The following is a 26143-nucleotide window of genomic DNA, read 5'->3' on the forward strand; positions in this document are numbered from 1 at the left end:
CACGAACGGTGGTTAGGGTTCCTGGAATCCGCCAATATCCATTTGCCCTGCGCCCGCACGCCGCTATGCACGCCGCATGACCCACGCTGCCTTTCCCGACCTCCGCCTCCGCCGTACCCGCCGCACCGGCTGGAGCCGCGCGATGGTGCGCGAAACGACGCTGGCGCCGTCGAACCTCATTTGGCCGCTGTTCGTCTGCGACGGGTCGGGTACGGAAGAACCCGTCACCAGCCTGCCCAGCGTTTCGCGCTGGTCGATCGACCGCATCGTCGATCGCGCCCGCGACGCGGTGGCGGCGGGCATCCCGTGCCTTGCGCTCTTTCCGTACACCCAGCCCGACCGGCGGAGCGAGCACGGCGCCGAGGCGCTCAATCCCGATAACCTCATGTGCCGCGCCACCGCCGCGATCAAGCAGGCGCTCGGCGACGACATCGGCGTGCTGACCGACGTCGCGCTCGATCCCTACACCAGCCACGGACAGGACGGGCTGTTGGGCGACAACGGCTATGTCCTTAACGACGAGACGGTGGAGGTTCTCGTCGGGCAGGCGCTGAACCAGGCGCGCGCCGGCGCCGACATTATCGCGCCCAGCGACATGATGGACGGCCGCATCGCCGCGATCCGCGCGGCGCTGGAGGCCGAAGGCTTCGGCCATGTCCAGATCATGAGCTACGCCGCCAAATATGCGTCGGCCTTCTATGGCCCGTTCCGCGACGCGGTGGGCTCGCACGGGTTGCTCAAGGGCAACAAGAAAACCTATCAGATGGATCCCGCCAACGCCGAAGAAGCGCTGCGCGAAGTCGCGCAGGATCTGGCCGAAGGCGCCGACAGCGTGATGGTCAAGCCCGGGCTGCCCTATCTCGATATCGTCCGCGCGGTGAAGGATCATTTTGCGGTGCCGGTCTATGCGTATCAGGTGTCGGGCGAATATGCGATGATCGAGGCCGCGGCAGCGGCAGGCGCAGGCGACCGCGACGCGCTGGTGCTCGAAACCCTGCTGGCGTTCCGCCGCGCCGGGGCGTCGGGGGTGCTCACCTATCATGCGCTCCACGCCGCGCGGCTGCTTGGCGCATGATCGAAACCGAGCGGCTGCGGATGCGATCGTGGCGCGACGACGATGTCGCGCCGTTTCAGGCGATCTGCAGCGACCCCGATGTGATGGCGACGCTCGGGCCGCCGCTCGACCTTGCTGCGACGGCGGCGCGGATCGCGTGGATGCGCGAGCATGAAGCCCGCTACGGCCATTGTTTTTGGGCGCTCGAGCGCCGCGCAGACGCGCGGCTGGTGGGCTGGTGCGGCATCATCCGCGGCGACATGGCACCCGTGGCGGACAAGCTCGAGATCGGCTGGCGGCTCGCGCGCGACTGCTGGGGCGTCGGCTTCGCGAGCGAAGCGGCGCGTGGCGCGACCGCGTGGAGCTTTGCAAATCTGCCCGACGATGAAATCCGGGCGATCACCTGGCGGGGCAATGTCCGCAGCCGCGCGGTGATGGAACGGCTCGGCATGCGATATTGCGTCGACCTCGACTTCGATCACCCCAAGCTGGCCGAGGAGGATTCCTTGCGTCCACATGTGACCTATTCGCTATCGCGCTCAACATGGACAAACGCATGACCGCCTCCCCCTCTCCGCGCCGCTGGCTGTTCGTGCTGACCATATTGGTCGGCAGCTTCCTGCTGTTTCAGGTCCAGCCGATGGTCGCCCGCATGGTGCTGCCCAAATTGGGCGGCGCCCCGGCGGTGTGGAACAGCGCGATGCTGGTCTATCAGGCGCTGCTGCTCGGCGGCTATGCCTATGCGCATTGGCTCGGCCGCTTCGACGTGCGGCGGCAGGCGATCATCCATGTCGCGCTGTTTGTGGTCGCCGCGCTGTGGCTCCCGATCGGCATCGCGCACATCGCTCCGCCCGGTGCCGGGCAAGAAGCCTTGTGGGTGCCGCTGCTGCTGCTTGCTTCGATCGGCCCCGTTTTCTTCGTCGTGTCGGCGCAGGCGCCGCTGATGCAGCGCTGGTTCGCCGCCGATGCTCGCGCGGGCGATCCCTATTATCTCTACGCCGCGTCGAACCTCGGCAGCTTCGCCGGGCTGATCAGCTATCCGGCGCTGGTCGAACCCAGCCTGCCGCTCGCCGCGCAAAGCTGGGGCTGGACCGCGGGCTATGCGCTGCTCGTGCTGCTGGTCGCGGCCTGTGCCGCGGCGCGCTGGCAAGGACGGGTCACCGATCCCGCGGTCGATGCCGCCGCCACCGACGAGCCGCGCCCGACCTGGCGCCGCCAGCTTCACTGGCTGCTGATCGCGGCGGTGCCGTCGGGGCTGATGCTGTCGACGACCACGCACCTCACCACCGACATCGTCGCGATGCCGCTCCTCTGGGTGCTGCCGCTCGGCCTCTACCTGCTCAGCTTTGTCATCGCCTTTTCGACGATGGACCGGCTGACCGAGGTGATCACCTTCATCGCGCCCGCGGTGCTGCTCGCGGTTGGCGGGTTGGCGCTGCTCAGTTCGGGTGGCGGGTCGATGATGGTCGCGATGGCCAGTCTCGCGATGCTGTTCGTCGTCGCGACGGCGCTGCACGGCTATCTTTATCATTTGCGCCCGGCGCTTCAGCACCTGACCCTATTCTATCTCATCATGTCGGCGGGCGGCGTCGTCGGCGGGCTGTTCGCGGCGCTGTTCGCGCCGCTGCTGTTCGATTGGGTTTATGAACATCCGCTGCTCGTGCTGGCGGCGGCGGCACTGTTGCCGCTGCCCGCGCTACTGCCGTGGGACAAATGGCTGCGCCTGTCCGCCAGTCGCACCGCGATCGCGGTTGCGGTGCTGGTCGCGATCGCGGCGTTCGCAAGCTGGCATATGGTGAGCGAGTGGGGCGGCGTGCTCGAAGGCGCGACCGCTGCCTGGGGGATCGTCATTTTTGTCATCGGGCTCTTGGTGATCGGGTGGCGCTGGGCGTTCGTGGCGACGCTGGCGCTGTTGATGATCGGGGTCGGTGGCTGGGACACGGTGCAGGAAAGCTTCACCGGCGCGCGCGTGCGCAGCTATTTCGGCGTTTACACCGTCACCGATTACCCGGCGCAGCAGCAGCGGCGTCTGGCGCATGGCACGACCCTGCATGGGCTCCAGCGCACCGACCCGGCACACCGGCGCGAACCGACGACCTATTATGGGCCGAAGTCGGGGGTCGGACTGACGCTGAGCAAGGCCGAAGCGCTTGCCGGACCGGGGGCGTCGGTCGGGATCGTCGGGCTGGGCGCGGGGACGCTCGCCTGTTATCGCAAGCCCGGCCAGCAATGGACGATTTTCGAAATCGATCCGGTGATGGTCGATATCGCCCGCGATCCTGCCAAATTCACCTTCCTGTCCGATTGTGCGGGCGACAGTCCGATCGTCATTGGCGACGCGCGGCTGAAGATCGCCGAACAACCCGCGGGGCGTTTCGACATTCTGGTCATCGACGCCTTTTCGTCCGACGCGATCCCGCTGCACCTGCTGACGAAAGAAGCGATCGGCATCTACCAGCGCGCGCTGAAACCCGATGGCATTTTGCTCATCCACATCTCGAACCGTTTCTTCGGGCTCGAACCCGTGCTGGCCGAAGAGGCGCGCGCGCGCGGCTGGTCGAGCGCTATTCGGCTCGATCCGGGGCCGCCCGAGTATGGTATCGACGATCTGACCGGATCGAACTGGGTCGCGCTGACCGCGACGGCGGCGCGGATGCAGCAATTGACCGGCGGCCTTCGCCCGCGCGATGCCGCGCGCGAAGACGGCGCCTGGGTGCCGCTGGCGGCGCGCCCGGGCTTCCAGCGCTGGACCGACGATTATGCCTCAACCCTGCCCGTGCTCATGTGGGGCAGCTTGATCGGAAAGCGTGACGAATGACCTATCGCGATGTCAGCATCATCAGCGTCAACGGCAAGACGCCGGCGATCCACCCCAGCGCCTTCATCGCGCCGGGATGCCGCATCATCGGTGACGTGACGATCGGCGCAGACGTCAGCATCTGGTATAATTGCGTGCTGCGCGCCGACGTCAGCCGCATCGTGATCGGCGCCCGCTCGAACATCCAGGACGGCAGCATCGTCCATTGCGACGGCCCGATGCCGCACCGGCCCGAAGGTTTCCCGACGATCATCGGTGCGGATGTGCTGATCGGCCATCTCGCGATGGTCCATGGCTGCACGCTCGCCGACCGCGCGTTCGTCGGTCTGAAGGCGACGGTGATGAACGGCTGCCGGATCGGCAGCGATGCGATGCTGGCAGCGGGCGCGCTGCTCACCGAGAATAAGGAAATCCCCGATCGCGAGCTCTGGGCGGGATCGCCCGCGCGCCGCGTGCGCGAGATCGGCGACGAGCAGGCGGCGGGCATGCAGATGGGCGTCGCGCATTATGTGATGAACGGGCGCATGCACAAGGCGGCGGTGGAGGGCTGATCACAAAGCCGACCTAAAACCCGTTCGTGTCGAGCGAAGTCGAGACACGTTGTGGTCGTGCGCGCCTTCGGGGTGTCTCGACTTCGCTCGACACAAACGGAAGTGAAGAAGGGCGCCCGGTTTCCCGAGCGCCCCTCCTTTTAACCCGCTATTTCCAGCTCAGCTGAAGTTCACCATCGCATAGAGCATCGGGATCGACAGCAGGGTGTTGGTGCGCGAAAAGATCATCGCAGTTTTCGCCGCCTTGGCCTTGGTCGCATCGTCGGCCTCGACGATGCCGAGCGCCTTTTTCTGGTTCGGCCAGATCACGAACCACACGTTGAATGCCATGATCAGCCCCAGCCACATGCCGACACCGATCAGCTTGTAGGGATCCTGCAGGCCCAGCGCGGGCGCCAGATATTGGGCGTGACCGGCGATGGCGATGCCCAGCAGCACCGTGATCAGCGCCGCCCAGCGGAACCAGAACAGCGCAGCAGGCGCGATATGCTTGCCGACCGCGGGTTTCAGTTCGGCCGGGATTTTCGGCATCGTCGGAATCTGGACGAAGTTGAAATAATAAAGCAGGCCGATCCACAGCACGCCAAAGAAAGTGTGCAGCCAGCGCATCACTGCATTGGCGGCAGCCATGCCATCCTCGAAATTCTGGCCGTTGAGGCCCAGCATCAGCACGATGGCCAGCACCAGCCCGGCGCCGAGTACGGCGTGCAGATTACCGAAAAACTTGTCCATTATGTTCCCCCTCGCTTTGTGTGCGGCGCGGCGCGACCCCGTGCCCTGCGGGTTCTATGCCAGTGTCGGGAGTCTTGCTCAAGCGTGGTAACAAGAGCGTGGGCGCCGGGAGGGACGGGGGTGATGAACGCAGGCCCACGTTATTGCGCGTCACCCTGAACTTGTTTCAGGGTCCATGGCCTGCCACTTCCTTCGACGCCGCCACAAATTCGAGCTCAGGCCATGGATGCTGAAACAAGTTCAGCATGACGAGGTCTGAAGGCTGTTTTTGTCTAAAGCCGAGCTAGCCGAGCTATTTCTCGACGGTTGCTTCCTCAGGCACCGCCAGCCCGTTCTTCAGCATCACCGGCACCTGCGTCAGCGTGAACAGGAACGACAAGGCGGTGATCCCCCACACCTTGACCGTCAGCCAGGTGTCGAAGCTGAATTCGCCGCGCTGGATCAGCACATACATGACATGATTGGCGATGCCGAGCGCAGCAAAGAACAGCCCCCAGTTGCGTGACAGCAGCAGCCAGCCCTTTTCGGTCACCCCCTCCAGCGCCGACTGGAGCAGATATTTCAGCATCGGTTTCTTGAACCACCACCCGCCGAGCAGCAGCACGGCAAAGGCGCCATAGATGATCGTCGGCTTCATCACGATGAAGCGCTCGTCGTGAAACCAGATGGTCAGCGCGCCAAAGCCGATCACCAGCACCCCCGACAGCCACAGCATCGGCGAAATCTTGCCAAGCTTCCACTTCGACACCGCCATCGCGATGACGATCGCGACCATGAAGGCGACAGTGCCTTTGATCGCCGCCGCGGTCGCAGCAAACGCGCCGTCGCCGTCGGAGGTGAATTTGAAGGTCAGGAAAAAGACGAGCAGCGGCCCGAAGTCGATCACGAAATTGAGCCAGCCATGCTTGGCGGGCGGGGTGGCGGGAAGGGCTTCCGGGCCGGTCGGCGGCACGTCGATCGGGGAGGCGGTCATCGAATATTTCCTGCAATAATGGCTGCGATCTCGTCGGCATCGAACGGACGAAGATCGTCGATGGTTTCACCGATGCCGATTGCATGGATCGGAAGCCCGTGGCGTTCGGCCGCCGACACCAGCACGCCGCCGCGCGCGGTGCCGTCGAGCTTGGTCATCACGAGGCCCGTGACCCCGGCGACCTCGCGGAACACGTCGATCTGCGACAGCGCATTCTGCCCCGTCGTCGCGTCGAGGACGAGCACCACATCGTGCGGCGCCGCGGGGTTGAGGCGGCCGAGCACGCGCTTGATCTTGGCAAGCTCATCCATCAGCTCGCGCTTGTTCTGCAGCCGCCCGGCGGTGTCGACGATCAGCACGTCGATGCCCGTCGCGGTCGCCTGCTTCACCGCGTCGAACACGATGCCCGCGCTGTCGCCGCCCTCCGGCCCCGCCATGATCGGCACGCCCAGCCGCTCGGCCCAGACCTTCAATTGCCCGATCGCGGCGGCGCGAAACGTGTCGCCCGCGACCAGCATCACGCCATAATCCTGTTCCTGGAACAGGTGCGCGAGCTTGGCGATCGTCGTCGTCTTGCCCGATCCGTTGACCCCGATCACCAAAATGACCTGCGGGCGCGGGAAGGCGTCGATGTCCAGCGGTTCAGCAACAGGGCGCAGCACGGTTGCGATCTCGTCGGCGACGATCTTTCGCAATTCTTCGACACCGCCCGCCACCGCGTCGCGCCGGTCGGCCAGGCGGTCGCGGATGCGCGCGGCCATCGCGGGGCCGAGGTCGGCAGTGATCAGCGCCTCCTCGATCCGGTCGAGATCCTCCTCGTCGAGCCGTGCCTTGCCGGTCAGCCCGGCGAGATTTTCTCCGAGCCGTTCGGAAGTACGGCGAAAGCCGCCGAGCAGCCTTTCGCTCCAGCTTTGGCCGGTCATGCGGCGATGTCCTTTTTCTCGATAGGGGTTGCGACCATGCGGTCGCCGTCGCGCGCCGTCAGGCGCACGTCAAGGACGGTGCCGGGCGCGGAGGGCGCGGTCAGCGCCAGCGCGGCGAAATTTTCGGCGTGACCGCTCAGCCCGTCGCGCTCGACGAGCATCGACGCGGCGCGGCCGATCTGCGCGTCGAGCCAGCCGTGCCGCCGCCGCGCATTGGCCTCGCGCAGCGTTGCCGCACGTTCGCGCGCGATGGCGCGCCCGACCTGCGGCATCCGCGCGGCGGGCGTTCCGGCGCGCGGGCTGTAGGGAAAGATATGGCCAAAGACGATGTCGCAATCGTCGATGAGCGCCAGCGAATTGGCGAACATCGCCTCATCCTCAGTCGGGAATCCCGCAATCAGGTCCGCGCCGATCGCGATCTCGGCGCGTGCGGCCTTGAGCCGTTCGATAAGGCGCACGGCGTCGGCACGGCGGTGGCGGCGCTTCATCCGCGTCAGCACCATGTCGTCGCCCGCCTGCAGCGACAGATGGACGTGCGGCATCACGCGCTTTTCCTGCGTCAGCAGCGCGAACAGCGCATCGTCGATGCGGTCGGGATCGAGCGACGAAAGACGCAGCCGTTCGATCGGCAGCGTCAGCAATGCTTCGACCAGCGCGGCAAGGCTGGTCCCGCTGTCGTCGCCATAGCTCGCCAGATCGACCCCGGTGAGGATGATCTCGCGCTGACCGCGGTCCAGCGCGGTGCGGGCCGAATCCAGAACCGCATCGACACTTGCCGAACGCGCGGTCCCGCGCGCCATCACCGTCGCGCAAAAGGTGCAGCTGTGCGAGCAGCCGGTCTGCGCGCCTAGGAAAGCACGCGCGTGGTCGGCGCCCGAGAGAGCGGGGGCATAAGGCAAACTGCGCCCCTGCGAAGGCAGGGGCCCATCACCTACGCTCTCGTCTTGCCGTCGCCCTTCGTTTGCTGACGCGATTGCAGAAGATGGACCCCCGCCTTCGCGGGGGAACGGAGGAGAATCGGGAAGATAGCTCGCGACCAAACCCTTGGCGTCATTCCGCACCACCCGCGCGCCCATGTCCGCAAAGCGCGCCGCCTCCAGCTCCGCCGCGCACCCGGTCACCACGACCTCGGCACCCGGCCGCTCGCGCAGCGCGCGGCGCACCGCCTGTCGCGCCTGCCGCACCGCCTCGTCGGTGACCGCGCAGCTGTTGAAGACGATCGTGTCGGTCGCACCCGCGGCGCTGATCGCCGACCGAATGGCCTCGCCCTCGGCAATGTTCAGCCGGCAACCGAAATTGACGACCTCGTGGCGGTCGACGACTGCTGCGCTCATCCGAACTGCGCCCAGTCGGTCTCGCCCTCGTAAACGCGCGTCGCCGCGCCGCTCATCACGATCGGCTCGCCCGGCGCCCAGCGGATGATCAGGTCGCCGCCGGGCAGCGCAACGGTCACCGGCGACTGGACGAGGCCCGCGCGGATCGCCGCGACCGCGGTGGCGCAGGCGCCGGTGCCGCACGCCTGCGTCAGCCCGACCCCGCGCTCCCACACGCGCAACTGCAACTGGTTGTCGCCGTCGAGGCTCGCGACATTGACGTTGACGCGCTCGGGAAACAGCGGGTCGGTCTCGATCCGCGGTCCCAGCGCATCGAGCGCGACCGCGTCGGCCTCGGGCACGAAAAAGACGATGTGCGGGTTGCCGACATTGACCGCGGCGCCATGTTCCAACTCGTCCCACGCCACCGGCATGTCGCGCGTGTCCATCGGCATCGCGAGCGGGATATGTTCCCAGTCGAACACGGGCTCGCCCAGCACAACCTCGGCACCACCATCCGCCGGCGTGACGCGCAGCATGCCGCCCAATGTTTCGATCACCGCGGGCTGGCCGATCAGCGTGGCGACGCAGCGCGTCGCATTGCCGCACGCCTCGACCTCGCCGCCGTCGGCGTTGAAGATCCGCATCTTCACATCGGCGCTGGCCGACGGTTCGAGCAGGATCAGCTGGTCGCACCCGATGCCATGGCGCCGGTCGGCAATCGCATGCGCACGCGCCGGCGTCATCTCGACGGGCGCCACGCGCGCGTCGATCACGACAAAATCATTGCCGAGGCCATGCATCTTGGTGAAGCGGTCCGCCATGATCGCGCATGTAAGGGGGCGGGGCAGGGAAGTCTAGCGAGGCCGTTCCGTCGCCCCCGCGAAGGCGGGGGCCGTTGTCGGCCTTATTCTTCGCCGCTGCGTAAACCTCGAGCGGCCGCGTTCAGAGGCGCGTGACTCTGAAACGCCCTTCGCGGGGGCGGCGCCCAAATTACGCCGTCTTGCGCAGCGGTTCGGCGCCGTCCGCGTCCGATCCTGTGTCGGGGCTCGTCGGCGGCACCATCGGCGCGCGCAGCAGCCCGCGATCGGCGAGCAGGCGTTCGGTGTCGGCGGCCGATGCGGCGCGGCCGAAATACCAGCCTTGACCCTTCGCACAGCCCAGCCGCGTCAGTTCGATCGCCGTCGCTTCATCCTCGACGCCTTCGGCGGTGATCGGCATCGCCAGGCTTTCGCCCAGCCGCACGATCGCGACGACGATCGCCTGCGCATCGGGGCTGCCGCGCATTGCGGCAACAAAACTGCGGTCGATCTTGATCCGGTCGAACGGCAGCGCGCGCAGGTGCGACAGCGACGAATAGCCGGTGCCGAAATCGTCGAGGCTCAGCGACACGCCCTGATTCTTCAGGCTGGTGACGATCGAACGGACGAGCGGGAGGTTCTCGAACAGCGAGCTTTCGGTAATCTCGACCTCGAGCTGCGCGGCGGGAAAACCCGTTTCGACGAGCAGCTTGGTAAGCTTCTGGCTGAACCACGGGTCCTTCAGCTGCTGCGGCGAAATATTGACCGCCAGCATGATCGACGGATCCCAGCTTTTGGCGATTTCCATCGCCTGGCGGATCACCTGAAGGGACAATTCGCCGATCAGCCCGCTTTCTTCGGCCACCGGAATAAAGCGTTCGGGCGGGATCATCCCATATTCGGGCGATTCCCAGCGCATCAGCATCTCGAAGCCGACCAGGCGGCCGCTGGCGATATCGACCTGCGGTTCGAAATGCGGCACGAATTCGCCGCGCGGCATGCCCTCGCGGATCCCCGTTTCGATCTGGTTGCGGACCTGCACCGCCATCTCCATGCCGGCCTCGAACCAGCAAAAGCGGTTCCGTCCCTCGTCCTTGCAATGATACATCGCGATATCGGCCTGGCGGACCATGGTTTCCATCGTCACGCTGGCATCGTCGGCAAGCGCGATGCCCAGCGACGCGCCGATGCGGATCTGCTGCGCATCATGGGCGACCGAATTTTCGAGCGCGGCGACCAGTTCGGCGGCGAGCGCGTCGATCGTCGCGCGGGCGGACGGCTCGAACGCCAGCATCGCGACAAATTCGTCGCCGCCCAGCCGCGCCTTGGTGGCATTGGGGGGCAGGATCGCCGAAATTCGTTCGGCGGCGACCTGCAGGACGCGGTCCCCCGCGGCGTGGCCGTGGATGTCGTTGACGGTCTTGAAATGATCGAGGTCGAGCAGGAACAGCGCGACGTGGCGCTTGCCCGCGATCGCATCGACGATCTGCTGCTGGCCGGTGGCGAGCAGCGAACGGCGGTTGAGGAAGCCGGTCAGCGGATCGGTATCGGCCAGATAGCGCGCGCGCTGCTCGGCTTCGGTCCGTTCGCGAATCTCGCGGTGCAGATCGTCATAGCGGCGCCACCCGAACAGGATCAGCGCGACGTTCAGCACCATCGCTGCGGCCAGCGCGCGGTCGGGGCCGCCGCCGATTCCGACCATCGTGTTCACGACCGCCTGCATCACCGTGCTGCCGGTGCCGACGAACAGCAGGATCGCGGCAACGACGATGCCGCCGGCGACGATGTCGCGTTTGGCCCCGGTGCTGCGGTCCGGCTGTTTCGGCGTATCGATCATTTGGCTTTTCCCCACCATCCCGGCTGTAATGCACGCAAAGCGGTGAAATTTGGGTTAAGTCGGACCCGGCGTCGCTTGCTTGCCTTTGCCGGGTGATCGGTGTAATGGCGCGCCGTTCGACCGCGTCTTGCGAGCGAACATATCGATGTCCGCGACGGAAAGTCTGTCCACGGATAGCCGCTGGTTGGCGAGGTTTCGCTCACCGGCGTCTTTTGCGTTGCGGGCCTCGAAAACAAGGATTTGAGGCGCATGTTCGACAGTCTGAGCAATCGGCTTGGCGATGTTTTCGGGAAGCTCCGCGGCCGCGGCGCGCTGACCGAGGCCGACGTGCGCGCCGCGATGCGCGAAGTGCGAATCGCCCTGCTCGAGGCCGACGTCGCGCTGCCCGTCGTGCGCAGCTTCGTCGATCAGGTCACCGAACTTGCGATCGGCCAGAACGTCCTGCGCTCGGTCACCCCGGGGCAACAGGTGGTCAAGATCGTCAGCGATGCGCTGACCGAAATGCTCGGTTCCGAAACCGCCGAGCTCGACCTCAATGTCGCTCCGCCCGCCGTGATCATGATGGTCGGCCTGCAGGGCTCGGGCAAGACGACCACGACCGCGAAGATCGCGAAGCGGCTCAAGGACAAGGAGCGCAAGAAGGTGCTGATGGCGTCGCTCGACGTCAATCGCCCCGCCGCGCAGGAACAGCTCGCCGTGCTCGGCAGCCAGATCGACGTCGCGACCCTCCCGATCGTCGCAGGCCAGCAGCCGGTCGAAATCGCGCAGCGCGCCATGCAGGCGGCGAAGCTGCAGGGCTTCGACGTGCTGATGCTCGACACCGCGGGCCGCCTCCACGTCGACCAGCAGCTGATGGACGAGATGCAGGCGGTGTCGCGTACGGCGAACCCCGCCGAAACCCTGCTCGTCGTCGACAGCCTGACCGGTCAGGACGCGGTGCAGGTCGCGCAGCGCTTCACCGATCAGGTGCCACTCACCGGCGTCGTGCTCACCCGCATGGACGGCGACGCGCGCGGCGGTGCGGCGCTTTCGATGCGCGCGGTCACCGGCAAGCCGATAAAATTCGCGGGCACGGGCGAGAAACTCGACGGGCTGGAACTCTTCCAGCCGTCGCGCATCGCGGGCCGCATCCTCGGCATGGGCGATGTCGTCAGCCTCGTCGAACGCGCCGCCGAAACGATCCAGGCCGAAGAGGCCGAGGCGATGGCGGCGAAGATGGCCAAGGGCCAGTTCGACCTCAACGACCTCCGCACCCAGCTCAATCAGATGCGCCGCATGGGCGGCCTCGGCGCGCTCGCTGGCATGATCCCCGGCATCAAGAAGGCGCAGGCCCAGATGGCTGCGGGCGGCGCCGACGACAAGATGCTCATTCATTTCGACGCGATCATGGGGTCGATGACCCCCAAGGAACGCGCGAAGCCCGAAATCCTGACCGCGAAGCGCAAGATCCGCATCGCCAACGGGTCGGGGACCACCGTGCAACAGGTCAACAAGGTGCTGAAGATGCATCAGGAAATGGCCAGCGCGATGAAGAAGATCCGCAAGATGGGCGGCCTCAAGGGGCTCGGCGCGCTGTTCGGCAAGGGCGGCGGCATTCCCGGAATGGGCGGCCCAGGCGGTTTGGGCGGCAGCGGCGGCCTCCCCGGCCTTGGTGGAGGCGGATCGATCCCGCCCGAACTCGCCAATTTGATGAATAAAAAGAAGTAATTACACCCGAATTTGAACACTAAACTCTGAAGGAAAATATCATGGCAACCTCCATTCGCCTCGCACGCGGCGGTTCGAAAAAGCGTCCCTATTACAAGATCGTCGTTGCTGACTCGCGCAGCCCGCGCGATGGCCGCTTCATCGAACGTATCGGCAGCTACAACCCGCTGCTCGCCAAGGATAATCCCGAGCGCGTCAAGCTCGACGCTGACCGCGCGAAGCATTGGCTGAGCGTCGGCGCCCAGCCGAGCGACCGCGTTGCCCGCTTCCTCGACGCCGCGGGCGTCAAGGAACGCGCCGCGCGCAACAACCCGAACAAGGGTGTCCCGGGCGAAAAGGCGAAGGAACGCGCCGAAGAAAAGGCCCAGAAGATCGCTGATGCCGCCGAAGCGGCTGCCGCTGCCGCCGCCGCTCCGGCGCCGGAACCCGAAGCTGCTGAAGAAGCCGCTCCGGAAGTGGCCGCCGAAGAAGCTGCTGCGCCCGAGGCCGCAGAATCGGACGCGACCGGTTCGGTGAAGAGCGAAGAAACCGCCGAAGCCGTTGCCGAAGCCGTCGCCGACGAAGTCCCCGCCGACGCGACTGCCGAAGATGCGACCGCGATGGCCGAACAGGCAGCTGAAGGTGGCCCGGCCGAAGAAGCTCCGGCTGCCCCCGCCGCCGAAGAAGCTGGCGAAGAAGAAGCCAAGGCCTGAACCCTTGGCTGACGCAAATCGCCCCGTCACCTTGGCCGCCATCGCCGGCGCGCATGGGGTGCGGGGCGAGGTGCGGCTGAAACTGTTCGGCGAAGGCGCGGAGTCTCTCCGCGCCTTTTCCGTTTTCAACGCGGGCGACCGCACGCTGACCCTCAAATCGGTGCGCCCGGCCAATCAGGGCGCGGTCGCGACCTTTGCCGAGGTGGTTGACCGGAGCGCCGCCGAGGCGCTCCGCGGCACCGTCCTCACCGTCCCGCGCTCGGCGCTGCCGCCGCTCGGCGAGGGCGAATATTATCACCACGACCTCATCGGCCTCGCCTGCGTGTCGACCGACGGCGCCGCGATCGGCCAGGTCGTCGCCGTCGAGAATTTCGGCGCGGGCGACATCCTCGAAATCGAGAAGCCCGGCGGCAAGCGCTTCATGGTGCCGATGAATGCGCGCGCGGTCCCGGTGTGGACCGACCATGGCGTGACGATCGACGCGGCGTTCGTCGAATAGAGCCACTCCTTAACGAAATCCGTTCGTCCTGAGCTTGTCGAAGGGCCGTTCTTCCTTTCTATGTTGCAAAGAAAGAACAGTGCTTCGACAAGCTCAGCACGAACGGAGGTTTGAATGCGCGCAAGATTGGGTATGCTTCTGGCGGCAGCATTGGCTGCACCGCTTCCCTCCATGGCGCAAGAAACTGCTCCCCAAACCCTCGGACAAATCACCCCCGAAATCGATGCGCTGTTCGCCAAATATCAGGCCGACGCGCATATCCCCGGCATGGTCTATGGCGTCGTGCGCGACGGCAAGCTCGCCTATGTGAAGGGCATCGGGGTCCAGAACCTCGACGACAAGAGCGCCGTCACCGCCGACAGCCGCTTCCGCATCGCGTCGATGACCAAGGCGTTCACCGCGCTCGCGATCCTGAAACTGCGCGACGATGGCAAGCTGCGCCTCGACGACCTCGCCGAGGACCATGTTCCCGAAATGAAGGGCTGGGTCTATCCCACCAAGGACAGCCCGCGCATCCGCATCCGCGACCTGCTCCACCATGTCGGCGGGCTGGTCACCGACGATCCATGGGGCGACCGCCAACAGATTTTGTCGCAGGATGCCTTCACCAAGATGATCGCCGCCGGAGTGCCGTTCAGCCGCGTCCCGCAATCCGCCCATGAATATTCGAACTACGGCTATGCGCTGCTCGGCCGGATCATCGCCAATGCATCGGGCATGGCGTACACCGACTATATCCAGCGAACGATCCTGACCCCGCTCGGCATGACGAGCAGCGGCTTCGACGTCACCAAGACGCCAAAGGCGGTCTATGCGCGCGGCTATCGCTGGGAAAATGACGCGTGGTCGCCCGAGCCCGAGATGATCGACGGCGCCTTCAACGCCATGGGCGGGATGCAGGTCAGCGCCAGTGACTATGCCAAATGGGTCGCCTTCCTGCTCGCTGCATGGCCCGCGCGCGACGACGCCGACACCGGTCCGGTCAAGCGCGCGACGGTACGCGAAATGGCGCAGGGGCTGAACTTTGTGACCGTCGCGAACCGTATCGGCGCGAGCGGCGCCACCGCGTGCAAACAGGCCGCCGCTTACGCCATGGGCTGGCGCGTCGCGCAGGATTGCGATCTGGGGCTGACGCTCGCGCATGGCGGCGGCTATCCCGGCTACGGCAGCCATGTGATGCTGATGCCCGATCATGGCGTCGGGGTGTTTGCGCTGTCGAACCGCACTTACGCCGGACCGTCGGCGCCCGCGTGGGACAGCGCGGTTGCGATGGACAAGGCGGGCCTGCTCACCGGGCGCGCGGTGCCGATCACTCCCGCGGTGGCGGACGCCTATGCCGCAGCGCGCGCCGCCTATGCGGCGGGCAATCTGGCTCCGCTCGACGGCAAGCTCGCGATGAATTTCCTGCTCGACCGGTCGGCGGCAAACTGGGCCGCCGAATTCGCGCGGCTGAAGTCGGAGGTCGGCGACTGCCCGACCGCCGAGCCGCTGAACCCGACCGGCGCGATGTCGGCGACCTTCCGCCTCAATTGCAGCAAGGGCCAGCTCGACGGGGCGCTGCTGCTCGCGCCGACGACCCCGGCTACGGTGCAGGCGCTGCGCTTTCGTGTTGTGACGCCATAGCTTGTGCTCCGTTCCATCGCCGTAGCCCTAAGCTTGTCGAAGGGCGCTTGTCGACGATAGTCGCCCTTCGACAGGCTCAGGGCTGCGGTTCGATTGCTTTTGCTCGCGTGCGCGGATCACGCCGCCTCAATAAACACCACCCGGTTGCGCCCGCTTTCCTTGGCGGCGTACAGATTGATGTCGGCCGATTTCATCGCCGCGCCAAAGCTGGTGTCGCGGCCGATATGGACCAGCCCCATGCTCGCGGTCACCGGGCGTTCGAGCAGCGGCACCATCTGCGCGACATAGGCGCCGATCCGCTGGCGCAGCCGCTCGGCCTCGATCGCGACCGCGGCGGGGGCGCCGCGGAACAGCAGCGCAAATTCCTCGCCGCCGACGCGCGCCGCCATCGCCGTTCCCGACCCCAATGCGACCCCGGCGGCAAAGATCACCCGGTCGCCGACATCATGGCCATGATGATCGTTGATCGCCTTGAAATGGTCGAGGTCGACCAGCGCGATCGCGACCGGCGGCTCGTCGTTGAAACTTTCTTCGATCGCCCGTCGGTTGGGCAGGCCGGTCAGCGGGTCGGTGTGCGCGATGATCCGCATCGCCTCGGCCTGTGCGCGCGCCTCTTGCCGTTCGCGGCGCAGGCGGACGAGGCGGTCGAGAATGCCAAGCGCGGTGAGCATCACTTCCAGCCCGAGCGCGGGGAACAGCAGGAACAGGAAATTGTCGAACGGCTGGCCAAGGACAAGGTCGTGGAACAGGCTGACCCCGTAAACCCCGCCGATGCCGCTCCACGCCGCCGCCTGATAGCGCGCGGTGCGGCTGCCCCGCGTCAGTGCGATCACCACCGCCGATGCACATAGCGCCAGCATCGCGACCAGCACCGCACTGCGCAGCATCATATAGGTGGTCGCGTCGGGCATGACCGTCGCCGGGGTGGTGAGCAAGATCAGGACCGGCGGCCAGCCGAGCCAGCGATGCAGCCGCGGACCGATCATCCCGGGTTCGAGATAAGACCGCAGGAACACGCCCGACACGACCAGGCTCAGGTCAAAGAATATCGTGATCCAAACCTGCCGCGCAAAACTGTCGGGGGCCAGCCACGCCCCCATGGCGAGCGGCGACAGGCCGATGACGAGCGCGAAATAGGACAGCGCGCGGACGCTCTGCCAGATCAGAAAGCGTTCGCGCAGCAGCCGGTAAAAGACCGCATTATAGGCCAGCGAAAACAGCAGCAGGCCCAAAAAGATGCCGGTGAGCACCCCGTCCCACGTCATGCTGGTCGCATCGGCGAACGACGATTGCGCGCGCGCCGGTGCGGCGGCGGCCAACAGCCCCGCGCCCAACGCCAAAATTCGCGCACCTCGCGCCATGCGATCCCCGTTATGTTTAACGGGGAACGCTAGGCGCAGAGCGGCTGATTTTTGGTTAACGGAGCGTTGGCTATCGGCGGTCTTTTGCAAACCATAGCCGCAAGCTGGACGAAGGGCACCTGTCAGGTAGAGAGGGGGAACCTTCGGGCGGGGACTCCCTTCGGCCAGCTTGCGGCTATGGCATGTCCGTTGTGATCATTAACCAGCCTTGTGCCTGACGGTCATCCGGCATCGCGCTGGGTCACCGGCAAAGGCTGTGCGCCCGACATGGGGGCAGGCCGCGCAACCCGGCCAGTGATACGGCGGAACGACGCGAGCAGCCATGCCAGTCCGCGGTGCAAATCATTGCTGAAATGCGGATGGCCGTCGTTCCACGTCCGCATCCAAAACTCGTCTTTCATCGCTCATCTCCTGCTGATCCGATGGTCAGCAGATGCGCCTTTGCGACGCTCGCCGCCAACAAAAGCTTTGCGCTATGTCATAAGTCTGGCTTATATAATGGCGATGCCCAAGCTGCCGCCTCTTGCCGCGATCCGGACCTTCGAAGCCGCCGGAAGGCTGCAAAATTTCTCGCGCGCGGCCGAGGAATTGGGGCTGACGCAGGCGGCGGTCAGCTATCAGGTGCGCCAATTGGAGGACCGGCTGGGCCGCGCGCTGTTCGTGCGCGAAAAGGGGCGCGTGCGGCTGTCCGAGACGGGCCAGCGGCTGCTCCCGGCGATCTCGGGCGCCTTTGGCGCGATGGGCGATGCGTTCGCCGCATTGGGCAATGACGAGGCCGATGTGCTGACGATCAGCGCGATGACGACCTTTGGCGGCACCTGGCTCAGCGCGAGGATCGGTGGGTTCCAGCTCGCCTATCCCGACCTTGCGGTGCGGATGTTGATGAACAATGACCTGGTCGATTTCAACGCCACCAATGTCGATGTCGCGATCCGGGTTGGGCGCGGGCATTGGCCCGGCCTGCGGGCCGACTTTCTGTACCGCAGCCACATCACCCCGATTTGCGCGCCCGGCTTTCTGGATGTGAACCATATCGCGGCGCCCGCTGATCTGCTCAACGTCGATCGGCTGGCGCCCAACGATCCCTGGTGGGCGGGCTGGTTCGCCGCCGCCGGGGTCGCCACCGTGCCGCCGCCGCGGCGCAGCGGCATCGAACTCGACAGCCAGTTGCAGGAGGCGAGCGCAGTGCAGAGCGGTTACGGCATCGCGTTGATGACGCCGCTGCTATGGCGCGCCGAACTCGACGCCGGGCGGCTGGTCCAGCCGTTCGAGGCGTTGTTCCAACCCGGCACCGCCCACTATCTCGTCCACCGCGAAAACCGCGTCGGCGTCCGCAAGATCGAACGCTTCCGCGAATGGCTGAACGCCGAGTTGGCGAAGGATCGCCACCGGCTGGCGCCTGAACTTTGGGAGCCGCTGGGTTGACCGTGCTGCGTGCCGTATATACATGATGTATATACGGAGATAGGCGATGACGAAGCGCAGTGAAGTAAACGAAGAGCGGCGGACCTTCGCTTTGGATCGAGTATTCGGCTCTGCCCCTTGGTTGAAGCCGTCTGACAAAGCCCGGCACAAGGTAAAGGTGTTCAAATCGGGCAATTCGTTGGCTGTGCGAATCCCAGCAGGAACAAAGTTGGTGGCAGGAACCGAAATGGATCTAATTGTCGAGCACGGGCAATTTCTTTGCTACGAGCCTGCCAATCAGCCGAAACGCAAATTCAACATCGCAAAGGTGGCCGGGTCTGCCACCGACCTGCACCTTATCGCGCCGGAAGACAGGGTGTTCGAGGATCGGGCGCCGCGTTCGGGTGGGGACGATGGGGCTGACGGCGCGTGAAGTATCTGCTGGATAGCAATGCCATCATTGCGCTGGTCATGAACCTCGATGCCCGTCTGGTGTCGCGGGCAGGGGAGTGTGACGAGGGTGACCTGGTCACCTCCGCCATCGCTTATGCCGAGGTTGCGCATGGTTCGACGCGCGGCAAGTCACCCGCCTTCGATCAGTTGCAAGCCTTCGTCGAGGAAGTCCGCGTGCTGGATTTCGACTATAAGGCGGCGCTGGCCTATGCAGCGTTGCCATTCCGGCGTGGGAGCTACGACCGGTTGATCGCAGCCCATGCGCTATCGCACGACATAATACTCGTCACTGCGAACGAAGCCGATTTCACCGACGTGCCGGGCTTGAGGGTCGAGAATTGGACGCTGCCATGACCTTCACCGCCGTCCCACTCACCCTCTATCCCGACATGTTCCCCGGCCCGCTCGGCCACAGCATGGCGGGGCGCGCGCTCGAAAGCGGGACATGGGCGTGTGCGCCGGTGCAGATTCGCGATTTTGCGACCGACAGGCATCGCACCGTCGATGACACGCCCGCGGGCGGCGGCGCGGGGATGGTGCTGAAGGCCGATGTGCTGGGGGCTGCCGTCGACCATGCGGTCGCCGCGCATCCGGGCCTGCCGATCCTCGCAATGACCCCGCGCGGCACGCCGATGACGCAGGCGCGCGTGCGGCAGCTCGCGGCGGGACCGGGGGCGATCATCCTCTGCGGCCGGTTCGAGGGATTCGATGAGCGCATCTTCGACGCGCGGCCGATCGAACAGGTGTCGATGGGCGACATCATCCTGTCGGGCGGCGAGATGGGGGCGCTGCTGCTCCTCGACGCTTGCATTCGGCTGCTTCCCGGCGTAATGGGCGCGGCTTCCAGCGGGGACGATGAGTCGTTCGAAAACGGCTTGCTCGAATATCCGCACTATACCCGGCCCGTCACATGGGAAGGGCGCACGATCCCCGAAGTGCTGCGATCGGGGGATCATGCGACGATCGCCGCCTGGCGGAAACAACAGGCGGAGGAGATTACACGGTTACGCAGGCCGGACCTTTGGGAGCGCCATGAGGGCGCTCGGGCCCGACCTGCCTCTGGCGCGCGGCGAAAAGAAAAGGACTAGAGGACATGAACCTCATCCAGACGATCGAAGCCGAAGAAATTGCCAAGGCTGGCAAGACGGTCCCCGAATTCCGCCCCGGCGACACGCTGAAGGTCGGCGTGAAGGTCGTCGAAGGCGAACGCACCCGCGTCCAGAATTTCGAAGGCGTGTGCATCGCCCGCTCGAACAAGGGCATGGGCTCCAACTTCACCGTGCGCAAAATGTCGTTCGGCGAAGGTGTCGAGCGCGTGTTCCCGCTGTACTCGCCCAACATCGATTCGATTACCGTCGTCCGCAAGGGCGCTGTCCGTCGTGCGAAGCTTTACTATCTGCGTGGGCGCACTGGTAAATCGGCACGTATTGCGGAGCGCCGCGATTACCGGTCGGAAGCCGGCGAAGGCTAAGGAGAGCTTCTCCTCTACAAAGCCGAAACAGCTTTCAAAAACGACCGGTTCCGCCAACAGGCAGAGCCGGTCGTTTTTCGTTTCAGACATAGGCCTTTCATCAACGTCGATCATCGGTTCGTCAGGGAATATTCTCGGCATTGAAAAACCTTGTTCCCCCGCGAAGGCGGGGGCCCATCACCAGCCGGTGCCATCTTGGGTCATCCGGTGATGGATCCCCGCCTTCGCGGGGATACACAAGGTGGTTCAAGCCGGCGGGAAAAGAGGATCATGCAGCAGCAAACGCCTTTCCAGCCAAGCAGGCGCGCCGTTCTCGGCGCGGGGCTGTGCTTTGGGGCGTTCGGGCTGGGGCGCGGCGCATTCGCCGCGCCAAACGCCGAACGGCTCGTCGCCGCGGCGCGGCGGCAGGTGGGGGTGACGCTTTCCTATGACCCCGCCTACAGCGTGCTGCCCTTCCCCGGCGGAGACGTCGACCGGGCGAAGGGTGTGTGTACCGACGTCATCATCCGCGCCTATCGCGACGCGCTCGGCCTCGACCTGCAGGCGCTCGTCAACGCCGACATGAAGCGCGATTTTGCGGCCTATCCCCGCAACTGGGGGCTCCGCCGCCCCGACCGCAACATCGACCATCGCCGCGTACCCAATCTGGCGGCCTATTGGACGCGCCAGCGTGCGCTGCTGCCCGTTTCGACCGACCCCGCCGACTGGCGGCCCGGCGACATCTTCACCTCGATGACCGGCGGACGCTTTCCGCATACCGGCATCGTCTCCGACCGAACTACGGCAGCGGGGCGCCCGCTTGTGATCCACAATATCGGTCGCGGCGCGCGCGAGGAGGACGCGCTCTTCGACCACCCGCTGACCGGCCATTTCCGCTGGAAAGTCTGACCGGAATTTCAAACAAATTTTGTACTGAGGAGTGAGTAGATGGGTTATCGTATCGTTGTCGCCGGGGCCACGGGCAATGTCGGGCGCGAAGTGCTCGCCATTCTCGCCGAGCGCGAATTTCCCTACGACGAACTGGCGGCGGTCGCCTCGTCGCGCAGCCAGGGCGACGAGATCGAAATCGGCGATACCGGCAAGACCGTCAAATGCCAGAATATCGAGAATTTCGACTGGTCGGGCTGGGACATGGCGATTTTCGCGATCGGCAGCGACGCGACCGCGATCCACGCACCGAAGGCCGCGGCGGCGGGCTGCGTCGTGATCGACAACAGCTCGCTCTATCGCATGGACCCCGACGTGCCGCTGATCGTGCCCGAGGTGAACCCCGACGCGATCGACGGCTATACGAAGCGCAACATCATCGCGAACCCTAATTGCTCGACTGCGCAGATGGTCGTCGCGCTGAAGCCGCTGCACGACGCCGCGACGATCACGCGCGTCGTCGTCTCGACCTATCAGTCGGTGTCGGGCGCGGGCAAGTCGGGCATGGACGAGCTGTGGAACCAGACGCGCCAGATCTTCGTCGGCGACGAGAAGGATGTCAGCAAGTTCACCAAGCAGATCGCCTTCAACGTCATCCCGCACATCGACAAATTCCTCGACGACGGTTCGACCAAGGAGGAATGGAAGATGGTCGTCGAGACCAAGAAGATCCTCGATCCCAAGATCAAGGTGACGGCGACCTGCGTCCGCGTCCCCGTCTTCGTCGGCCATTCGGAAGCGATCAATATCGAGATGGAGGACGAACTGTCGGCCGAGGACGCGCAGCGCATCCTGCGCGAAGCCCCCGGCGTGGTGCTCCACGACAAGCGCGAGGACGGCGGCTACATCACCCCCGTCGAATGCGTCGGCGACTTCGCGACCTTCGTGTCGCGCGTGCGCGAAGACCCGACGGTCGAAAACGGCCTCAACCTCTGGTGCGTGTCCGACAACCTGCGCAAAGGCGCGGCGCTGAACGCGGTGCAGATCGCTGAGTTGCTCGGGCGGCGGCATCTGAAGAAGGGCTGAGCCCATACGCCCTCCCCTTCAGGGGAGGGCAGCGAGACTTGCGGACTTGTCCGCTAGTCGCAGCGGGTGGGGGCCGTCGGCCTAGCGCAAGGCTGACGGCCCCCACCCCAACCCCTCCCCCTGAAGGGGAGGGGCTTTATCGTTCGTCTCAAACGGGTAGGGATGGGGCATGACCGCCCCCTACGCCTTCACCCACGCGCTCTGCCGCGCCCCCGCGCCATCGGCCATCCATGGCATCCGCGCGGACGGCGGTCCCGACCCCGATTTCACCGGCCTCCTCGCCGAGCATGAAGCCTATGTCAGGGCGCTGCGCGATCTCGGCCTGATCGTTGACGTCCTCGAACCGCTCGACGCCTTCCCCGACGCGCTGTTCACCGAAGATGTCGCGCTGACCTTTCCCGACGGCGCGATCCTCCTCCGCCCCGGCGCGCCGAGCCGCGCGGGCGAGGTCCAGCATATCCGCGCCGCGCTCGCCGCGCATCACAGCTGCCTTCTCGAAATGACCGGCCCCGGCTACGCCGACGGCGGCGACATATTGCGCCTCGCCGACCGGGTGATCATCGGCCTCTCGGCGCGCACCGACCGTACCGGCGCCGAAGAACTCGCGGGCCTGCTCGGCCAGCTCGGTTATCGCGCCGAGATCGCCGAAACCCCGCCTGGCGTTCTCCACTTCAAGACCGGCTGCGGGCTGATCGACGCAGGCACGATCCTCGCGGTCCCGGCACTCGCGCGCTGTCCGCAGTTCGCCGGGCTGGAGGTTGTCACCATCCCGCCCGGCGAAGAAGAAGCCGCCAACCTGCTGCGCATCAACGACACGATCCTCGTCGGCGATCGCTGGCCCGCGACCCACGCAATGCTCGCGGCGCGCGGCCTCGCGATCCGTCCGCTCGCGACGGCCCAGATTGCGCGCATCGACGCGGGGCTCAGCTGCATGTCGCTGCGCTGGTGAGCGCCGTTCCAAACCCATTTCCCGTTCATGTCGAGCGAAGTCGAGACACCTCTGGGCCCGGCTTCACGTCCCTCGACTTCGCTCGGGACGAACGGAGAGGGGGGCGCGCATGATCCCAGCCTTCGCCGCCCTCGGGCGCGCGCAGAAAGCCCTGCTCGGCCTCCTCACCGCGCTGCTGCTCGCGGCGCAAATCGATCAGCCCTATCCCGAAATCGCGCTGCTTCAGCATATCCCGACGATGCTGCTGCTCGTCGCCGCGCCCGCGTTGCTCCGCCGCTGGCCGCTTTCGACTTCCGCGCTCGCCTGCATTGTCGCCTTCTTCGCCCTCCACACCCTCGGTGGCCGCTATGCGTACAGCAACGTCCCTTATGACGACTGGGCGCGCGCACTCACCGGCACCAGCCTCTCCGACGCCTTCGGCTGGACGCGCAACCATTATGACCGCCTTGTGCATTTCGCCTTCGGCGCGCTGTCGGTCATCCCCGTCGCCGAGATTGCACGCCGCTGGGGCGGGCTGGGGCCGCGCGGCGCGGCGTTAACCGTGCTTGCTTGGGTCTTGGCGATATCCGCGCTCTACGAAGTCTTCGAATGGCTGCTGATCATTGTTGCGGCGGGGGAAACCGCTGACCGCTACAACGGGCAACAGGGTGATATCTGGGACGCGCAAAAGGATATGGCGCTGGCGGCGCTCGGCGCGATATTGGTGATGGCGGCCAGAGGCAGGAGATAGGCGATGCGCAAATTCACGACCCTCGCGATGGTGGCGCTGCTCGCGGCATGCAAACCCGCGGCGGACAAGGCGCCTGCCGCCCCCGAAACGACCGCGCCCCCAATGCCCGCCGCCAAGGCCGACGGCCCCGCCGCCGCGACCACCGCGGTCAGCCTCGACGGCGAGGGGCTGCGCTTTATCGACAAGAGCAGCGGCAAGGCCAGCCTGCTCGCCTTCGGCGTCCCCCGCGCGCAGGCCGAAACCGCGCTCGCCAATGTCGCGGGACAGGCCGACGACCGCAGCACCAATGACGAATGCGGCGCCGGTCCAATGCAATTCACCCGCTACGACGCGATGACGCTGAATTTTCAGAACGACAAATTCGTCGGCTGGTTCCTTGGCAACGAACCCGGCGCCGCCGCCTATTCGACGATGAGCGGCATCGCGATCGGCACAACCCGCGCCAAGGCGGGCGAGTCGGTGTCGATCGTCGACGTCGAGGACAGCACGCTGGGCGAGGAATTCAGCATCGGCACCGGCGACAACACCATCGGCGGCATGTTCGCCGCGCCGGGTGACGCGGCAAAGATCGACGCGTTGTTCGCGGGGGTGAATTGTTTCTTCCGGTGATGGGCGCAGCGATCCTCCCCCAACGGGGGAGGGGGACCACCCGAAGGGTGGTGGAGGGGCACAGGAGGTTACCGCAGCGATAGACTGAAATGGCCGCCCTGTTCCCGGGACCAGCTTGCAGCGCGTTGTTTCACCGGCAAGGTAAGCCGATGGTGCCCCTCCACCATGCTTCGCATGGTCCCCCTCCCCGTGCCGGGGAGGATCGCTCGCGCTCCCCTCAAACCCTACCGCCGCCGCACCCCATAATCGATCCGGATCCGCACCCACGCCCCCACCATCGGCTTGCCGCCCAGCCGCGGCGGGCGCACGCGGAATTGCCAGGCCGCGGCCAGCACCGCGCGCATGATCTGCGATCCGGTCGGATATTCGTCCAGCCCGACGCAGTCCTCGACGCGGAAATCGGGCGCGGTGCGGCACGCGATCAGGCCCCAGCCGGGGCCGTCGGCGGTCGACAGATAGCCGCGCAGCTCGCCGTCGCTCGGCTCGCGGTACCAGGCGGCGGCATAAAGCGGCTCGCCATTGGGTGCCGTTCCGACGCGTTCGGTGTCGCGATATGACGACGAAGACGCGCCCGTGTTGGGCGGCCCGTAAACCTGGCCGCCCGGCGGGCGCACCCCGATGCGTGGCGCGGTCGGCGGCGGCGGCACGGGCTGGGGCGGCGGGGGCGGCGTCGGTGCGGCGAGCGGCTCGGCGGCTTGCGGTGGCACCGGTGCGTCGGGCGTCGGCGGCTCGGGCAGCGGCGGTGTCTCGGCGCGCGCGCTTGCGCGCGGGTTCGCTTCAGCAGCCTCTTCGGCGGCCTGCGGCGCGGCGATGCTCACGACGCTGACCCACTCCTCTTTGACCACCGGCGGCTTTTCGACGCCAAAGGCCAGCAGCATCAACAGCAGCAGCGCCGGGATCAGGACGGCGAGGCCGATCGCCAGCGTCCGCCGCCCCGCGCCGATGCTGAGCTGTGCGACATAGGGGGTGGCGGGAGCAGGGGGCAGCGGAAGCGATCTTTGGTGACTGCACCCGGCAGCGGGTGCGCGAAGGCACGGTCGCGGGATAGGGGGAGGCTGGGGCTTTGACAAGGGCGGGCGGGGGGATGGACGGGGCTGGTGGCTGAGGTGCGCTCGCTTATGGCAAAAGGAACCCGATAGTTGCCGTCAACGATCCTCCCCATCGACTTGCGATGGGGAGGTGGCAGCCCGCAGGGCTGACGAAAATAGGAAATGGCAGGAAACGACCGATTGTGGACGTTGGAAGATTGCGGCACTATTGGCGAATGAAACCCTCGCCGTCCAAATCTGAACGCATGGAGTTACGCAAGGCGATCGGGAATAGGGTCATCGCTGGTCCCTATGTTCCGCCTTATCATCGCGGCCCGGACTATCTTGTAGCTCACGCTTGTTTCGGTTGTCGAAAATCGTGGAAGCTGCCGGAGGAAAGCACCGGAACTTGTCCGCAGTGCGGAAAATCGGCGAACTGGATGGGACGAGCTTTCAAGGCGCCCAAGAAAACTGACGTTGATCAGTGGAAAAAGGTCGAGGCGCTGTGGCGCGCCGGGTTTCGGTTCTTGCCCAATACCGGCTGGCGAGAGGTCGAACCCTATCCGGAACAGTTTCGCGACGTAGCCAAGTTCATCGCTGATAATCCGACCCATCCATTTCGAGTGGAGAGCTGACGGCCGCTTCCCACCCAAAAAAACCACC

27 protein-coding genes and 1 pseudogene are annotated in these 26143 nt (G+C 65.9%); 19 read left to right on the forward strand and 9 right to left on the reverse strand.

Features of this window, described 5'->3' with window-relative positions; translation table 11 throughout:
- Positions 1 to 76: 76 nt before the first annotated feature.
- From hemB to G9408_RS12405, 4 genes are read left to right on the forward strand one after another with little or no spacing between them, the layout of a single operon-like run.
- Complete coding sequence (hemB, locus tag G9408_RS12390; RefSeq protein WP_168454311.1) at positions 77 to 1075, forward strand: porphobilinogen synthase; 999 nt, start codon at positions 77 to 79, stop codon at positions 1073 to 1075.
- Positions 1072 to 1614, forward strand: coding sequence for a GNAT family N-acetyltransferase (locus G9408_RS12395; RefSeq protein WP_168454312.1), 543 nt, complete (start codon positions 1072 to 1074; stop codon positions 1612 to 1614). The genes hemB and G9408_RS12395 overlap by 4 nt, the downstream gene beginning before the upstream one ends.
- Positions 1599 to 3872, forward strand: coding sequence for a fused MFS/spermidine synthase (locus G9408_RS12400; protein WP_235957776.1), 2274 nt, complete (start codon positions 1599 to 1601; stop codon positions 3870 to 3872). The genes G9408_RS12395 and G9408_RS12400 overlap by 16 nt, the downstream gene beginning before the upstream one ends.
- Entirely contained in the window at positions 3869 to 4423 is a 555-nt protein-coding gene (locus G9408_RS12405) for a gamma carbonic anhydrase family protein (RefSeq protein WP_168454313.1), read from the forward strand. The genes G9408_RS12400 and G9408_RS12405 overlap by 4 nt, the downstream gene beginning before the upstream one ends.
- 159 nt (positions 4424 to 4582) lie before the next feature.
- Here G9408_RS12405 and G9408_RS12410 read toward each other — a convergent pair whose 3' ends face one another.
- The 6 genes from G9408_RS12410 to G9408_RS12435 form a co-directional block, all read right to left on the reverse strand.
- Complete coding sequence (locus tag G9408_RS12410) at positions 4583 to 5155, reverse strand: urate hydroxylase PuuD (RefSeq protein WP_168454314.1); 573 nt, start codon at positions 5153 to 5155, stop codon at positions 4583 to 4585.
- Positions 5156 to 5447: 292 nt separating this feature from the next.
- On the reverse strand, positions 5448 to 6128 hold the full coding sequence (locus G9408_RS12415) for an inner membrane-spanning protein YciB (protein ID WP_168454315.1): 681 nt from the start codon (positions 6126 to 6128) through the stop codon (positions 5448 to 5450).
- Complete coding sequence (ftsY, locus tag G9408_RS12420) at positions 6125 to 7051, reverse strand: signal recognition particle-docking protein FtsY (RefSeq protein ID WP_168454316.1); 927 nt, start codon at positions 7049 to 7051, stop codon at positions 6125 to 6127. The genes G9408_RS12415 and ftsY overlap by 4 nt, the downstream gene beginning before the upstream one ends.
- A complete protein-coding gene (locus G9408_RS12425; RefSeq protein ID WP_168454317.1) occupies positions 7048 to 8385 on the reverse strand; it encodes a MiaB/RimO family radical SAM methylthiotransferase in 1338 nt (445 codons plus the stop codon). Before G9408_RS12425 ends, ftsY begins: the two co-directional genes overlap by 4 nt.
- Positions 8382 to 9188, reverse strand: a complete 807-nt coding sequence (gene dapF, locus G9408_RS12430) for a diaminopimelate epimerase (RefSeq protein WP_168454318.1) — start codon at positions 9186 to 9188, stop codon at positions 8382 to 8384. Before dapF ends, G9408_RS12425 begins: the two co-directional genes overlap by 4 nt.
- 169 nt (positions 9189 to 9357) lie before the next feature.
- Positions 9358 to 11001, reverse strand: a complete 1644-nt coding sequence (locus G9408_RS12435; RefSeq protein ID WP_168454319.1) for a putative bifunctional diguanylate cyclase/phosphodiesterase — start codon at positions 10999 to 11001, stop codon at positions 9358 to 9360.
- Positions 11002 to 11250: 249 nt separating this feature from the next.
- On the opposite strand from G9408_RS12435, the gene ffh reads away from it, so the two are divergent.
- The 4 genes and pseudogenes from ffh to G9408_RS12455 all read left to right on the forward strand — a co-directional run bounded on the left by ffh (position 11251) and on the right by G9408_RS12455 (position 15522).
- The gene (gene ffh / locus G9408_RS12440) at positions 11251 to 12708 is read left to right on the forward strand and encodes a signal recognition particle protein (protein WP_168454320.1); all 1458 of its coding nucleotides are present in this window, start codon (positions 11251 to 11253) and stop codon (positions 12706 to 12708) included.
- A gap of 41 nt (positions 12709 to 12749) precedes the next feature.
- Positions 12750 to 13205 (forward strand): annotated as a pseudogene (rpsP, locus tag G9408_RS12445) (30S ribosomal protein S16); the annotation flags it as partial.
- A 199-nt stretch (positions 13206 to 13404) separates the two neighbouring features.
- Positions 13405 to 13899 (forward strand): ribosome maturation factor RimM, encoded by a 495-nt coding sequence (rimM, locus tag G9408_RS12450; protein WP_235957778.1) that lies wholly within the window; start codon positions 13405 to 13407, stop codon positions 13897 to 13899.
- Between the two features lie 114 nt (positions 13900 to 14013).
- Entirely contained in the window at positions 14014 to 15522 is a 1509-nt protein-coding gene (locus G9408_RS12455) for a serine hydrolase domain-containing protein (protein WP_168454323.1), read from the forward strand.
- 116 nt (positions 15523 to 15638) lie between these two features.
- Here the strand turns inward: G9408_RS12455 and G9408_RS12460 are convergent, their stop codons facing one another.
- Together G9408_RS12460 and G9408_RS12465 are read right to left on the reverse strand one after the other, a co-directional pair.
- On the reverse strand, positions 15639 to 16883 hold the full coding sequence (locus G9408_RS12460; RefSeq protein ID WP_168454324.1) for a GGDEF domain-containing protein: 1245 nt from the start codon (positions 16881 to 16883) through the stop codon (positions 15639 to 15641).
- Between the two features lie 221 nt (positions 16884 to 17104).
- Entirely contained in the window at positions 17105 to 17284 is a 180-nt protein-coding gene (locus G9408_RS12465; protein ID WP_168454325.1) for a hypothetical protein, read from the reverse strand.
- A 103-nt stretch (positions 17285 to 17387) separates the two neighbouring features.
- Here G9408_RS12465 and G9408_RS12470 point away from each other — a divergent pair, with 103 nt between their 5' ends.
- The 10 genes from G9408_RS12470 (at position 17388) to G9408_RS12515 (ending at position 24452) form a co-directional block, all read left to right on the forward strand.
- Positions 17388 to 18308, forward strand: a complete 921-nt coding sequence (locus G9408_RS12470) for a LysR substrate-binding domain-containing protein (protein WP_168454326.1) — start codon at positions 17388 to 17390, stop codon at positions 18306 to 18308.
- A 46-nt stretch (positions 18309 to 18354) separates the two neighbouring features.
- On the forward strand, positions 18355 to 18720 hold the full coding sequence (locus G9408_RS12475; RefSeq protein WP_168454327.1) for an AbrB/MazE/SpoVT family DNA-binding domain-containing protein: 366 nt from the start codon (positions 18355 to 18357) through the stop codon (positions 18718 to 18720).
- Positions 18717 to 19094 (forward strand): type II toxin-antitoxin system VapC family toxin, encoded by a 378-nt coding sequence (locus G9408_RS12480; protein ID WP_168454328.1) that lies wholly within the window; start codon positions 18717 to 18719, stop codon positions 19092 to 19094. The genes G9408_RS12475 and G9408_RS12480 overlap by 4 nt, the downstream gene beginning before the upstream one ends.
- Complete coding sequence (gene trmD, locus G9408_RS12485; RefSeq protein ID WP_168454329.1) at positions 19091 to 19828, forward strand: tRNA (guanosine(37)-N1)-methyltransferase TrmD; 738 nt, start codon at positions 19091 to 19093, stop codon at positions 19826 to 19828. Before G9408_RS12480 ends, trmD begins: the two co-directional genes overlap by 4 nt.
- A gap of 5 nt (positions 19829 to 19833) precedes the next feature.
- The gene (rplS, locus tag G9408_RS12490) at positions 19834 to 20211 is read left to right on the forward strand and encodes a 50S ribosomal protein L19 (RefSeq protein WP_120217283.1); all 378 of its coding nucleotides are present in this window, start codon (positions 19834 to 19836) and stop codon (positions 20209 to 20211) included.
- A 270-nt stretch (positions 20212 to 20481) separates the two neighbouring features.
- Positions 20482 to 21099, forward strand: a complete 618-nt coding sequence (locus tag G9408_RS12495; RefSeq protein WP_168454330.1) for a DUF1287 domain-containing protein — start codon at positions 20482 to 20484, stop codon at positions 21097 to 21099.
- Between the two features lie 39 nt (positions 21100 to 21138).
- Positions 21139 to 22164, forward strand: coding sequence for an aspartate-semialdehyde dehydrogenase (locus tag G9408_RS12500; RefSeq protein WP_168454331.1), 1026 nt, complete (start codon positions 21139 to 21141; stop codon positions 22162 to 22164).
- A 169-nt stretch (positions 22165 to 22333) separates the two neighbouring features.
- Positions 22334 to 23113 carry a dimethylarginine dimethylaminohydrolase family protein gene (locus tag G9408_RS12505; RefSeq protein WP_168454332.1) on the forward strand — a complete coding sequence of 260 codons (780 nt, stop codon included), beginning with the start codon at positions 22334 to 22336 and terminating at the stop codon, positions 23111 to 23113.
- 109 nt (positions 23114 to 23222) lie between these two features.
- Positions 23223 to 23843 carry a DUF2238 domain-containing protein gene (locus tag G9408_RS12510; protein ID WP_168454333.1) on the forward strand — a complete coding sequence of 207 codons (621 nt, stop codon included), beginning with the start codon at positions 23223 to 23225 and terminating at the stop codon, positions 23841 to 23843.
- 3 nt (positions 23844 to 23846) lie between these two features.
- Positions 23847 to 24452 (forward strand): hypothetical protein, encoded by a 606-nt coding sequence (locus G9408_RS12515; protein WP_168454334.1) that lies wholly within the window; start codon positions 23847 to 23849, stop codon positions 24450 to 24452.
- Positions 24453 to 24676: 224 nt separating this feature from the next.
- Here the strand turns inward: G9408_RS12515 and G9408_RS12520 are convergent, their stop codons facing one another.
- Entirely contained in the window at positions 24677 to 25522 is an 846-nt protein-coding gene (locus G9408_RS12520) for a hypothetical protein (RefSeq protein ID WP_235957780.1), read from the reverse strand.
- A 224-nt stretch (positions 25523 to 25746) separates the two neighbouring features.
- On the opposite strand from G9408_RS12520, the gene G9408_RS12525 reads away from it, so the two are divergent.
- Positions 25747 to 26115 (forward strand): hypothetical protein, encoded by a 369-nt coding sequence (locus G9408_RS12525; protein ID WP_168454335.1) that lies wholly within the window; start codon positions 25747 to 25749, stop codon positions 26113 to 26115.
- The last annotated feature ends 28 nt before the right edge of the window (positions 26116 to 26143 follow it).

It is taken from the genome of Sphingopyxis microcysteis, from assembly GCF_012274265.1.
In the GTDB taxonomy this organism is placed as follows: domain Bacteria; phylum Pseudomonadota; class Alphaproteobacteria; order Sphingomonadales; family Sphingomonadaceae; genus Sphingopyxis; species Sphingopyxis microcysteis.